General features: G+C 62.4%; 12 protein-coding genes. 1 reads left to right on the forward strand and 11 read right to left on the reverse strand.

The genetic code is table 11. The features are described from left to right. Positions 1–87 precede the first annotated feature (87 nt). Entirely contained in the window at positions 88–390 is a 303-nt protein-coding gene (nuoK, locus tag ACWHYV_RS18565; RefSeq protein ID WP_447977973.1) for an NADH-quinone oxidoreductase subunit NuoK, read from the reverse strand. A gap of 84 nt (positions 391–474) precedes the next feature. On the opposite strand from nuoK, the gene ACWHYV_RS18570 reads away from it, so the two are divergent. Further along, positions 475–1,287 carry an IS1595 family transposase gene (locus ACWHYV_RS18570; protein ID WP_447976980.1) on the forward strand — a complete coding sequence of 271 codons (813 nt, stop codon included), beginning with the start codon at positions 475–477 and terminating at the stop codon, positions 1,285–1,287. A gap of 124 nt (positions 1,288–1,411) precedes the next feature. Here ACWHYV_RS18570 and ACWHYV_RS18575 read toward each other — a convergent pair whose 3' ends face one another. The 10 genes from ACWHYV_RS18575 to ACWHYV_RS18620 all read right to left on the reverse strand — a co-directional run bounded on the left by ACWHYV_RS18575 (position 1,412) and on the right by ACWHYV_RS18620 (position 12,730). Beyond that, positions 1,412–1,939: an NADH-quinone oxidoreductase subunit J gene (locus tag ACWHYV_RS18575; protein WP_447977974.1), complete on the reverse strand. Its 528-nt coding sequence runs from the start codon at positions 1,937–1,939 to the stop codon at positions 1,412–1,414. 102 nt (positions 1,940–2,041) lie between these two features. Then, positions 2,042–2,584 (reverse strand): NADH-quinone oxidoreductase subunit NuoI, encoded by a 543-nt coding sequence (gene nuoI, locus ACWHYV_RS18580; protein ID WP_447977975.1) that lies wholly within the window; start codon positions 2,582–2,584, stop codon positions 2,042–2,044. 106 nt (positions 2,585–2,690) lie between these two features. Beyond that, the gene (gene nuoH, locus ACWHYV_RS18585; protein WP_447977976.1) at positions 2,691–3,749 is read right to left on the reverse strand and encodes an NADH-quinone oxidoreductase subunit NuoH; all 1,059 of its coding nucleotides are present in this window, start codon (positions 3,747–3,749) and stop codon (positions 2,691–2,693) included. A gap of 68 nt (positions 3,750–3,817) precedes the next feature. Further along, positions 3,818–6,490 (reverse strand): NADH-quinone oxidoreductase subunit NuoG, encoded by a 2,673-nt coding sequence (gene nuoG / locus ACWHYV_RS18590; RefSeq protein WP_447977977.1) that lies wholly within the window; start codon positions 6,488–6,490, stop codon positions 3,818–3,820. Positions 6,491–6,545: 55 nt separating this feature from the next. Continuing rightward, positions 6,546–7,847 (reverse strand): NADH-quinone oxidoreductase subunit NuoF, encoded by a 1,302-nt coding sequence (gene nuoF, locus ACWHYV_RS18595; protein ID WP_447980755.1) that lies wholly within the window; start codon positions 7,845–7,847, stop codon positions 6,546–6,548. Between the two features lie 71 nt (positions 7,848–7,918). After that, positions 7,919–8,446 carry an NADH-quinone oxidoreductase subunit NuoE family protein gene (locus ACWHYV_RS18600; protein WP_447977978.1) on the reverse strand — a complete coding sequence of 176 codons (528 nt, stop codon included), beginning with the start codon at positions 8,444–8,446 and terminating at the stop codon, positions 7,919–7,921. 46 nt (positions 8,447–8,492) lie between these two features. Then, complete coding sequence (gene nuoD / locus ACWHYV_RS18605) at positions 8,493–10,253, reverse strand: NADH dehydrogenase (quinone) subunit D (RefSeq protein ID WP_447977979.1); 1,761 nt, start codon at positions 10,251–10,253, stop codon at positions 8,493–8,495. 85 nt (positions 10,254–10,338) lie between these two features. Next, positions 10,339–10,818: an NADH-quinone oxidoreductase subunit B gene (locus ACWHYV_RS18610; protein ID WP_447977980.1), complete on the reverse strand. Its 480-nt coding sequence runs from the start codon at positions 10,816–10,818 to the stop codon at positions 10,339–10,341. A gap of 146 nt (positions 10,819–10,964) precedes the next feature. Continuing rightward, positions 10,965–11,336, reverse strand: coding sequence for an NADH-quinone oxidoreductase subunit A (locus ACWHYV_RS18615; protein WP_447977981.1), 372 nt, complete (start codon positions 11,334–11,336; stop codon positions 10,965–10,967). A gap of 104 nt (positions 11,337–11,440) precedes the next feature. Then, positions 11,441–12,730: a class I SAM-dependent methyltransferase gene (locus ACWHYV_RS18620; RefSeq protein ID WP_447977982.1), complete on the reverse strand. Its 1,290-nt coding sequence runs from the start codon at positions 12,728–12,730 to the stop codon at positions 11,441–11,443. Positions 12,731–12,754 lie beyond the last annotated feature (24 nt).

Genomic DNA, 12,754 nt, shown 5'->3' on the forward strand with positions numbered 1-12,754 from the left:
ACGCAGAGTGATGAATTACTCTCTGGTGCGTCCTCGTTTCATTCCTCCATTCATCACTCATCACTCATCATTCATCACTGGGTTGTGTCACCATTTGAGGAGCTGGAACTCGTCGACGTTGATGCTGGCGCGGCTGCGGTACAGGGCGATGATGATGGCCAGGCCCACCGCCACCTCGGCCGCCGCCACCGTCAAAGCAAAGAACACGAAGACCTGGCCGGCCACGTTGTCGAGATAGTGCGAGAAGGCGACGAAGTTGATGTTGGTCGCATTGAGCATCAGCTCGACCGACAGCAGGATGATGATGATGTTCCGCCGGATCAGGACGCCGACCACCCCGGTGAGGAACACGATCGCGCTCAGGATCACGTAATAGCTGAGGGGAACCATCGTTCGTTATGTGTTAATCGTTCTTCGTTAATCGTTAGGTGATTACTAATTTCTGGGCCAGGCCTAAAATGGAGGCCTTGGCCCATGACACAGACGGCGCTGTCGGTTCGGCTCGTCGACGAACGATTGAGACGACATCAGTGTGTGCGGTGCGGGACACCGCATCGGCAGTATCGTCCGGGGGCGCGCACCCGCTGCCTCGCTTGCCGGTGGCGGTATCGACCCGATCGGGTCGCCCGTGAGCTGCAGATCTTGCAGCTCTTCTGCTTGGAGATCTCGGCGCTGCGGACGGCGCGAGAACTGCGCATGAGTCCCTTGCCGATCTGGCAGCGCTTTATGGCCTACCGCCGCTGGATGGCCACGATGGCCGAGACGGAAGCCCGGCCGCTGACCGGGGAACTGGAATGCGATGAGAGCTATTTCGGCGGCCGTCGCCGCGGAGGGCGGCGGGGGCGCGCCCGTGGCCCAAAAGTCATTGTCTTCGGCATCTTGGAACGGCAGGGCCGGGTCAGCACCGTCGTCGTCCCCCAGGCCGATGCAGCGACGCTGATGCGGGAAATCGAACGTCGAGCGCTCAAAGGTGCCGTCTTCTACACGGATCGCTTTAGCAGCTATAAATCCCTGCGGCGCTACGGCAAACACCTGCCGGTCGACCATGGGCAGACCTATGTGCAGCGGGGGCGTCATTACCTTCGCCACATCAACGGCATTGAAGGGTTCTGGAGCTACGCCAAGGAACGCTTGCGCAAGTATCATGGCGTCAGCCGCTTGCACTTCCCGCTCTATCTGAAGGAAATGGAATTTCGGTTCAATCATCGCCGGGATGATCTGTTCGAGTTGCTTGGGACTCACTTGTTGAAGGTCTTGTTCGAGTATCCGATTGGCTATTCCACCTAAGGAAAAAGAGGCCTTGGCCCAAGATTTAGCAATCACCAATGGTTGATCGTCATTCGCAAGAAGGAAAAGGAATTAGGTCACCTTCTCTCGTCTCTGCTGTCCTTCATCGTTTAACAAATAACGATCAACGCTGCACGTCCCCAAAGAGATCCCGCTTCGCCAGCAGGATCGCGCCGATCATGGCGACCAGGAGGATCAACGACGCGACTTCGAACGGGAAGACGTAGGTGGTGTAGAGGACGTCACCGATCTGCTCCGTATTGCCCAGCGGTTGATCGCTCCGGGAAGCCGCGGCAATGGCCGTCTCCGGCGCACCGGAGGCCACATGCCCCTGGATCATCAGCAGGACGACCTCGGTGAGGATCGTCACGCCGAGCAGCGCCGCAATGGGCAATTGGGCATGGTACCGCTCTTCCTGTTTGACGTTCAGCAGCATGACGACGAACAGATAGAGCACGAGAATCGCGCCGGCGTAGACGATGATCTGCACCGCCGCCACGAACTCGGCGTGGAGCGTCACGTACAGCCCCGCCACGTGGAAAAACATAATGAGAAGTGAGAGCGCGCTGTAGACGGGATTGCGCAGCACGACCACGAGCATGGAGGTCAGCACGATGATGCCCGAGAAGTAGAAGAAGAAGGCGGTCGCCACGGCTAGCTCGAGACCTTCATGGAGACCGTGTCGACGTGCGAGCGGCGGTGCGGGAGACCGAGACGGCGGGACAGCCACGTGACCGGGAATCGACCCATCGAGCTAGCTCGCCTTCTGCGGGAGGTGCTTGTAGGCCACATTGAAGAACGCGACGTTCGGGTGCTGCAGCTCGAGCCGCTTTTCCCGGACCGGAAATGCGCGGTCCCCGATCGCGAGCAACTGCTGCTTGTTGAGGTGGAGCTGGCGTTTGTCGTAGACGGCCCACTCGTACTCGCGCGTCATCCCGAGCGCATCCACGGGGCAGGCTTGGACGCAGAGTCCGCAGAACAGGCAGCGCGTCATGTCCATGTAATACTCTTTGGCGTACCGTTTGGTCGGCTCGCCGGGAACCTCGGCGCTGACGACCCGGATGACCCGGGACGGACAGGCCGCTTCACACAAATCGCACCCGACGCACTTCTCGGTCCCGTCGTCATAGCGCAGTAAGGCCAGCATCCCGCGATAGCTGTCCGGGAGCGTCCGCTTCTCGTGCGGATACTGCAGGGTGATCGGCTTGTAGCGCAGCAGGTGCATGAGGGTGGCCTTCATCCCCACCAGGATTTCATAAAAGATGATGGTCTTGAGCCAGGCTTTGAGCTTCGTCATGTGTGATTCCGTTAGGTCCGTTGAGTCTGTTCAGTCCGTTCGGTCCGTGAGGCTTGGAATTCAACGGACGAAACTGACATAACGGACCGAACCGACTCAACGCCCTTCATCTCGGAAACAGATACGCGGCGATCGAGGTGAACAGGATGTTCCCGAGCGCGATCGGCAGCATGACCTTCCAGCCGAACCGCATCAACTGGTCGTACCGGAGACGCGGCAGAGTCGCGCGCAACCAGAAAAACAGGAACAGGAAGAAATACACCTTGAGCGTGAACCAGACGATGCCCTCGATCCACGCCAGGTTCTCGGGGAGCAGCGTCCCGGGATACGGCGCGTTCCATCCGCCGAGGAACAGGATCGCCGCGATGCACGACACGAGGATCATGTTGGCGTATTCGGCGATGAAGAAGAACGCGAAGCGCATGCCGCTGTATTCGGTGAAGAAGCCGGCCACCAACTCGCTCTCGGCCTCCGGAAGGTCGAACGGCAACCGGTTCGTTTCGGCGACCGAGGAGATGACGTAGACGACGAACGCGATCAACTGCGGGGCCGGAAAGGCGAAGGCGAACCAGTGCCAGAACCCGCCGGCCTGGGCCTCGGTGATCTTGACGAGGCTCAGTGAGCCGGCCAGCAGCAGCACACCGACGATCGCCAAACCCACGTTCAGCTCGTAACTGATGACCTGCGCCGCCGAGCGCAGCCCCCCCAGCAGCGAGTATTTGCTGTTCGAAGCCCACCCGCCGAGGATGATGCCGTAGGCCCCGATCGAGGTGAACGCGAGGATATACAGGATGCCGATATTGATATCGCTGATGACGAAAGGCTTGAACTCCACCCCGAACAGCTCCACCGTCCGATTCGGGCCGAAGGGGATGACGGCGAACCCGATCAGCGCGGGGACAAGGGCGAGGATCGGGGCGAGGCTGAACAGGAACTTGTTGGCGCCGGCCGGGACGATGTCCTCCTTGAAGAAGAGCTTCAGCCCATCGGCGATCGGCTGGAGCACCCCATACGGTCCGACCTCCATCGGCCCCATCCGGTCCTGCATCCACCCCAGCACCTTGCGCTCGGCCAGGGTCAGGATCATTACGGTCAACATCACGATCCCCATCACGACGCCGATCTGCGCCAGCGACAGGGCCGCCTTCACTCCCAGTTCCGCCATACGTGCCTCGTTTCCTGCCTCATGCCGAGAGGCGATGCGCCTTCAGAACGAACGCTCCGACGTCGTCGCTATGCACGCTCCAACCTGACCTCGGTGAATCGGGCATAGGGGACGCCCGTCTTCGGATCGACGCTCACCCGCATGAGTCGTCGGGCTTCTTCATCAAAGTGCTCGGGGAACGTCACCAGCCCCCGGGGGAGGCGGTCCGATAGTGTAGCCGTTGTCACCATCTCTCCACAATCGCTGATCACCCGCACCCGGTCCCCATCGCCCACCTGGAGTTGAGCGGCATCCGACGGATGTATCGACAGGCGGCCGGTCTCCTGGACCCGGAGCAAGCCCTTGGCGCGGGTGGACAGCTTTCCGGAATGGAACAGGCTCTGCTGGACGAGCAACGCGAACCGTCTCTCCGCCGGCCTTGCCGGGAGCCGGTACCGTTCGGTCACGTCGTCCAGGTAACCGCTCGCAAGGTAGCGCTCGACCGAGTCCGCGGCCGGCCTTGGCGGGGTGGGGACGGGACCCAAGAGAGCATAGCCGGGGATCACCGACCGGATCTCCTTGAAGATCTCCCTCGCATCGCCGTACTCGAGCGGATAGCCGATCAGCACGGAGAGCGCGGAGAGGATCTCCCAGTCCGGCCGGCTCTCTCCGACCGGATCGATCGCCTTCCGAACCTGCTGCACCAGCCCTTCGGTGTTTGTGAACGTGCCGTCCTTCTCGGCATAGGAGCACGCGGGCAGCACGACGTGCGCCTTGGCCGCGGTCTCCGTCAGGAACAACTCCTGGCACACGAGCAAGTCCAATTGGGCGAGCGCCTCGCTCACCCCCAGCGACGGCGGCAAGGACGCCACCGGATTGTCGCCGGCGACGAACAGCACCTTGACCGCACCGGTCCGGGCTTCTTCCAGGATCTCGAGCAAGGTCTTGCCGGGGCCTGACGGCAACTCTTCCTTCCACACCGCGGCCAGCCGTTCGCGGGCCTGGCGATCATGGAGCTCGACGGGGCCCGGCAGGAACTCGGCGACGGCTCCCATCTCCACCGCCCCCTGATCGTTGTTCTCCTCCGCCAACGGCCCAAGCCCGCAACCCGGACGGCCGTGTTGCCCCGTGAGCAACAGCAGATCCAGGAGATTCGCCACCACCCCGCCGGCGCCCGGCACACGCAAGGCCCCCTGCCCGACCAGGATGACGAGACGCTTCGCCTGCGCCAAGGCTCGAGCGGCGGGCGTGAACGCGTCGCGAGCGGTCCCCGTACTGGATTCAACGGCCTCCCAGGAGAGCGCCTGGACGGCCTCCCCGACCGCCTTCGCGTAACCCGGCGCCCGCTTGTGGAGGTCGGCGTCCACCAGCCCCTGCTCGATCGTCGCCTTGAGGAGACCCAGGACGACCGCGGGGAACCGATCGGGATGCACGCCGAAATGGTGAGTCGAGAGGTTGACGATGTTGCTGATCTTGCCGACGGCCGGCACGAGCGACTCCACCGTCACCAAGGTCGCCCCGCGCTTCTTGACCGCCTCCTTCACCTTCAGGCCGGTGATCGGGTTCGTCTCGGTGAGATTCGTGCCGACGAGCAGCACGGCCTCCGCCGCCAGCACGTCTTCGAAGGTCACCGTCCAACGGTGCGTCCCCTGGATCCGGCGCAACGCCTGCACGCCGTTGATCTGGCCGTAGCGGGCGCTGCTGTCGATCTTGTTCGTCCCGATCGCCAGCCGGAGGAACTTCTGGAACACGTAGAGGTCTTCGTTGGTGCAGCGTGAGCCGATCAGGCCCGCAAACGCCTGGGCGCCGTGCGTGAGCTTGAGCGTCATGCACCGGTCCGCCACGTACTCGAGCGCCTCCTCCCACGTCGCCTCGACGAGGCGTCCCTCGCGGCGAACCAGCGGCCGCGTCAGCCGATCGGGATGCGTGCTGACGTGGTAGCCGAAGAAGCCGCGCGGGCAGAGGTCCCCGTTGTTTCGTCCCGCCCCTTGCGAGGAGTTGACTTCGATGAGCTCGTTGCCCTTCGTTTGGATGGTGATCCGGCACCCGTCCCCGCAGTAGGTGCAGATCGTGTCCGCCCGCTTCAACATCCACGGTCGAAACTCGTACATCGAGAGCCGGCTGGTGATCGCCCCGACCGGACAGATCTGCACGCACCCGCCGCAGAACTCGCACTCCAACTCGTGCGCGCCGAAGTGCTTGATCTCGGTCATCGTCCCCCGGCCGACCGGCGCGAGCGCTTTCACGTCCATCACCTCGTCGCAGTAGCGGACACAGCGCAGGCACTGGACGCACCGGTTCATCTCCTTCTCGATCAGCGGGCTGAAATACTCTTTCTGAAAGACGCGCTTGATCTCGATGAACCGGCTCGTGGTGGGGGTGTACTGATGCGAGAAGTCCTGCAGGTCGCAACGCCCGCCCTGATCGCACACCGGGCAGTCGAGCGGGTGGTTCGCCAGAATGAACTCCAGCACCGACTTGTGAGCTTGATTCACGATCGGCGTCGCGGTCCGCACGACCATGCCGTCGGCCACGGGCGTGCTGCAGGACGTCTGGAGCTTCGGGATCTTCTCGATCTCGACCAGACACATCCGGCAGTTGGCATCCGACTTGAGCTTGGGGTGATAGCAGAAATGCGGGATCATCACCCCCGCCTGGCGGGCCGCCTCGATCACGAGCGTCCCTTTCGGCACGGCGATCACGTGGCCGTCGATCGTGACCTTGACGGTGTCGCTGTCGCCCTTCATATCAGTTGATGCCATGAATCGTAAGTAATTCAGTAAATAAGTAATGAAGTAATTACTTCACAGCTCCTCGTTACTGAATCACGGTCAACGTCCGCAGCTCTCCCGCCCCGGCCGCCTGGGCCTGATCGATCAGCGCCTCGTATTCGTGCCGCCAGTACTTGAGCGTGCTCATGATCGGCGCCACCTCGGCGTCGCCGAACGCACAGACCGTCCGGCCGGCAATGTTCTGACACAGGTCCACCAGGGTTTCAAGGTCGGCCTTCCGACCGCCCCCCGCGACGATCCGCCGCATCGTCTGCACCAGCCACGAGCTCCCTTCGCGGCACGGGCTGCACTTGCCGCAGGACTCATGATAGAAAAACTCCATGAGGCGGAGGGCCGCCCACGGCATGCTCGTGCCCTCTTCCATCACCGTGACGCCCCCGGAGCCGAGCATCGACCCGGCCTGCGCGACCGATTCGAAGTCCAGCTTCACGTCCAAGTGCTCGGCGGTGAAGAAGGCCGCGGAGGCGCCTCCGGGGATGATGGCCTTGAGCGGCTTGTCCGACCGCATCCCACCGGCATGCTCGTAGATGAGCGTTCGAAACGTGATGCCCATGGGGACTTCGTAGTTGCCCGGTCGTTTCACGTGGCCGCTCACGCAGAAGATGCGGGTGCCGGTGCTCTTCGGCGGCGATCCGATCGCCGCGAACCATTCGGCGCCCCGATTGATGATGTGCGGCAGATTCGCCAGCGTCTCGACGTTGTTGATGACGGTCGGCTTCTGATACAGCCCGTGCGTGGCCGGGAACGGCGGCTTGACCCTGGGGAGCCCGCGCTTGCCCTCCAAGGATTCGAGCAGGGCCGTCTCCTCTCCACAGATGTAGGCTCCCGCCCCGCGGTGAACCCACACGTTGACCGTGAGCCCGGAGCCGAGAATGTTGTCGCCCACGTAGCCCGCCGCCCGGGCCTCGGCGATCGCCCGCTCGAGAATCCGCGCGCCCAGGACGAACTCGCCTCGTATATAGATGTAGGCGGTGTGCGCCCCGATTGCATAGCAGGCGATGACGATGCCTTCCAGGATTTGATGCGGGTCGCGTTCGATCAACTGCCGATCCTTGAACGTCCCCGGCTCGCTCTCGTCGGCGTTGCAACACAGATACTTGGGCCCCGGATGATCTTTGGGGATGAAGCTCCATTTCACCCCCGTTGGGAACCCGGCCCCGCCGCGACCGCGGAGGCCCGACTTCTTGACCGTCTCGATCACTTCCGCCGGCGCCACCTGTCCGACCACCTTCTTGAGCGCGGTGTACCCCCCGGTCCGCTCGTAGTCGGCGAGCGAGCCGGTGTACCCCGGCTGGAGCATGTTCTTGGTCAGGATTTTCATAAAGATGTTATTCGTTGTTCGTTAGACGTTCTTCGCGACTTCTCCTCGTCATCTCTGTCACGTTTAACGAATAACAATTATCGCCCAACCTCTTCGACCGGCAACATGAACGGGCCGCTCTTGAGGGGGGAGGTGCCGTCCCGCTTCAAGTCAGCCAGGATCCGATCGAGCCGGGCCTCGGTGATCCGCTCGTAATAGTCGTCGTTGATCTGCATCATCGGCCCGGTCCCGCAGGAAGCCAAACATTCTACGGTGCTGAGGGTGAAGAGTGAGTCAGGCGTCGTCTGGCCCGGGCCGATGCCGAGACGGACCTTCAACCAGCCCAGCAGCTCATCCGACCCGACCAAGGCGCACATGAGCGACTTGCACACCTGAATGTGGAACTTCCCCGGCGGCTTGAGCTGGAGCATCGTATAGAACGTGACGACTTCGTACACCTGCGGGGGCGTGAGCCCGAGGATCCCCGCAATCTCTTTCATCGCCGCCTCGCTCACGTATCCCTCCTCCTGTTGCGCGAGATAGAGCAGCGGCAACAAGGCGGACCGCTTCACGGGATAGCGGTTGAGGATTTGCTCGATTTCGTCTTTGTATTTCTCTTTCAGCATTTGGCTGCTGCCGGTTTCGTTAAACGTTAACCGTTAAACGGCGTCCTCACCGATCACATTCCCCCATGACGATGTCATAGGTTCCGAAGATCGTGATGATGTCCGAGATCAAGTAGCCCCGCGCCATATGGTCGAAGGCGCCCATGTGGACGAACGACGGGGCGCGGATCTTCAGTCGATAGGGTCGTGGGCTGCCGTCGCTGATGATGAAGAATCCCAGCTCCCCCTTCGGCGCCTCGGTCGCACAGTACGTCTCGCCCTTCGGCGGCTTGAACCCTTGGGTGAAGATGATGAAATGGTGGATCAAGCTCTCCATGTCCCGCATGACCTTGGCCTTCGGCGGAGGGATCACCTGCGGGACATCGGCCACGATCGGTCCGCCTGGCATCTGGTCGAGGCACTGCTTGATGATGCGCGCGCTCTGGCGCATCTCCTCCATGCGGACCCAATAGCGATCGTACGTGTCGCCGTTCTTCCCGACCGGCACCTCCCAATCGACCTTGTCGTAGGCGCCGTACGGCTCCAGCTTCCGAACGTCGTAGTCCACGCCCGACCCGCGGAGCACCGGTCCGGTCAGTCCGAAGTTGATGGCGTCCTCGGCCGAGATCACCGCCACGTCTTTCGTCCGTGCCAGCCAGATGCGGTTGGTCAGAAGCAGCTCGTTGTACTCGTCGATGCGAGCCGGGAAGGCGTCGAGGAAGGGCTTGAGCTGGGCCACCAGGTCCGGCGTGAAATCGGCGTCCACGCCGCCGATCCGGTAGTAATTCAAAGTGAGCCGGGCGCCGCACAATTTCTCGAACATGTCGAGCAGCACCTCCCGCTCACGGAAGGTCCAGAAGAAGACCGTCATCGCGCCGATGTCGAGCGCCTGCGTCCCCAGCCAGAACAGGTGGCCGATGATCCGCTGCATCTCCGCCACGATCGTCCGGATGTACTCCGCCCGCTCGGGCACGGCGACGTTCAACAGCTTCTCGACCGCACGCACGTAGGCGTAGTTGTTCGTCATGGAACAGACGTAGTCGAGCCGATCGGTGTGCGGAATGATCTGCATGTAGTTCAGGCCCTCGGCCAGCTTCTCGACCCCGCGATGCAGGTAGCCGAGATCCGGCGTGGCCTTGGAGATGCGCTCGCCGTCCAGATCGAGCACGACGCGAAGCACCCCATGGGTGCTGGGGTGTTGCGGTCCCATGTTCAGCAGCAGCTCTTCCTTGCGATGTCCCGCCGGCTGCGATGACGCGCCATTCTCGGAGAGGAAGGGCTTGCGCTTGTCCGCCGGGACCTCCCCCTCGGTCTGCTCCGTCGGGAGCTCGGTCAGATCGGGGATGAAATCGAAGCGGCTCCGCCAGCCCCGGCCCTCGGCCGGGAAGTCCTTCCGCAGCGGGTAGCCTTCGTCGTAATCCTCGGGCAGCAGGATCCGCCGCAGATCGGGGTGCCCGGAGAAACGGATGCCCATGAGGTCGTAGACCTCGCGTTCCATGAAGTTCGCACCCTTCCAGATCCCGGTCAGGGACGGTACCGTGGGGGCGTCTTCCGTCACGCGCGTCTTGATGCGAATGCGCCGGCGATGGGGCAAGGACAACACGTGGTAGATGACCTCGAACCGTTCCGGATCGTCGGGGTAGTCCGCCGAACAGACGTCGGTGATGTGGTCGAACGCCATGCCCGGGTCGTCGTGCAGGAACGTGGCGATCTCGACGAGCCGCTCCGGGAGCACGCGGATCGACACTTCCCTCCGCACGTGATCGTGGTGCACGCCCGGGATCGCGTCCGGGAAACGGCTCTTGAGCGTGTCGAGCAACTGGTCCATGTCGGATGTTGGCTCCGTGACGTCCGTTTGGTCGGTTGTGTCCGTGACGGACCGAATCGACCACATCGACACGACGGACTAACCGTTACTTTACAAAGACCTTTTCACGCTGGATGCGTTCCTGGAGCTTGAGCAGACCGTCGAGCAGGGCCTCGGGGCGCGGCGGGCAGCCGGGGATGTAGACATCCACGGGGACGATCTGATCGACCCCTTGCACCACACTGTAACTGTTGTAGTGGTTGCCCGAGGTCGCACACGAGCCCATCGAGATGACGTAGCGCGGCTCGGGCATCTGGTCGTAGATGCGCCGGATCACCTCGGCCATCTTCCGCGTCACCGTGCCGGCGACGATCATCAAATCCGCCTGCCTGGGGGACGCTCGGAACACCCCGGCGCCGAATCGGTCGATGTCGTATCGCGACGACACGGTGGCGATCATTTCGATCGCACAGCACGCCAGCCCGAAGGTCATCGGCCACAACGCCGACTTCCGGGCCCAATTCACCAGCGCGTCCAGGTTCGTCGTGACAATGTTGGCTTCAAGCTGGCGTTCGAACATACCCATGTGAAGACCGTTATTGGTTACTCGTTATTCGTTACTCGTTAACCGAAAGAGAACTGGGGAGCTCGTGAATCGTGAATCGCCAGAGTCCCATTTCTTCTTCACGATGAACAAATAACAAATAACAATTAACGATTAACGAAACGAACTCAGTCCCACTCCAACGCCCCTTTCTTCCAGGCATACCAAAAGCCGACCAGCAGGATCGCAATGAACACGACCATCTCGACCAGCCCGACCAAGCCCAAGGACTGAAAGCGGACCGCCCACGGGAACAGGAAGACGAATTCGATGTCGAAGATCACGAACAGCATCGCGATGATGTAATACCGCATCGGAAACTGGACCCGCGCATCCGAGAAGAGCGGGCTTCCGCTCTCGTACGGGGCGAGCTTCGCCCGATACGGCCGGCTGGGTCGGACCACCCACCCGGCCAGGAGCGACACGGCGCCGAACCCGATCGCGATGACGATGAAGAGCAGGATCGGAATGTAGTTCAGCGGAGCGGCTTCAGTGGACATGTTACTCGTTGCGTCGCGATGTCTGTGGGATCTGGGATGTCCGTTTAGTCAGTTGAGTCCGTTTTCGTCAGTTGAGTCGGGGTTGGGAGATGCCCAGGATCCTATCACCGGCTTACGGACTCTACAGACCGAACGGACTCGGCGGAACCTGTCGGTCTGAGCGCGCTCTCGAAAAACGGCTTGTACCGAAGCCCGTCGAGGTTCGGCGCGTCGACGCCCTTGCGTTGAATCAAGATCTTGAACGTCTTGCCCATCCGGTCCGGCCGGAATAATTGCACCACCGACTGGAACGCCGCCGTTCCCGGCTCCAAGCGCTCGACGACCTGTTCGATCCCCAGCCCCATCAGAAAGCTCATCTGATTCGTGAAGCCGGTCACGGACAGGCCCGCCGCTTCGCCCACCTCCGCCAGCGCGGAGAAATCGACGTGCGCCGTCATGTCTTGCAGGCCGACCCGTCGATAGGGGTCATCGGACGCCATCTGATGGTAATAGCAGATGAGGGTGCCTTGGCCTCGTTCCCGGCTGTAGAGGTCGGCGGCGGAGTGCCCATAGTCCACGGTGATCACGAAGCCGCGGCGCAGGACTCGCGCCACCGCCTCGATCCAGTCGACCGCGTGGAGATTGATCTCCGCACAGGCGCCTTCACCAAGCACGATCCCCTGAGAGGTCAACCGAGCCAGGTATCGCTCGAGCCGGGGCGTCGACAGCGGCTGGAGCCGCTCGCGGAACGCGCCGTCGGCATAGTCGACGTAGGCTTCCTTCGGCTCGCCGCTCACGATTCGGACTCGGTGGACCGGCAGGGCATCGACCAACTCGTTTGAAAACAGCACACCGACCACGCTGTCGCTGCCGAGCTCGCCGAGGCTCCCTAGCCAGGTCACACGGCCGGCCTCCCCATGCCAGGGTGCCAACAGTCGGTGCTGGGACCGTTGCATCGCCGGGCTACGCTCGACGATCACATAGCGCAGCCGCTCGAACAGCCCGCGTTGCGAGGTCTGGCACGCCGCCAGGAAGTCTCGGGCGAAGGAGCCCTTCCCGGCCCCCATTTCCACCAGCGTGAACGGAGCAGGCCTGGCCAACAGCTCATCGATCTGCGCCACCTGCGTAAGCAGACATTGCGCCCAGACCGGCGAGACGTCGCTGCTGGTGTAGTAGTCGCCCCCCCACCCGATCCGGTCCTCCCCGAACGACAGATCGGCACCCTCTTCGGCATCGCCCTTGGGCTCGAGGCGCATGTAATAACCGAGCGTCGGATGATAGAGCGCGAGCTCCATGAAACGAGCGAACGGGATGGGGCCGTGGCTTTGGATCTCGGCGGCGATCTCCGCGACGAGCCGGGGCTCGCCAAGACTCTCCGGCACCCGTTCGTTCGCCACCGACCCGCGATTGACCACGTTTTTCCTACTCCAGACACAAAA

Source organism: Candidatus Nitrospira bockiana, from assembly GCF_965152565.1.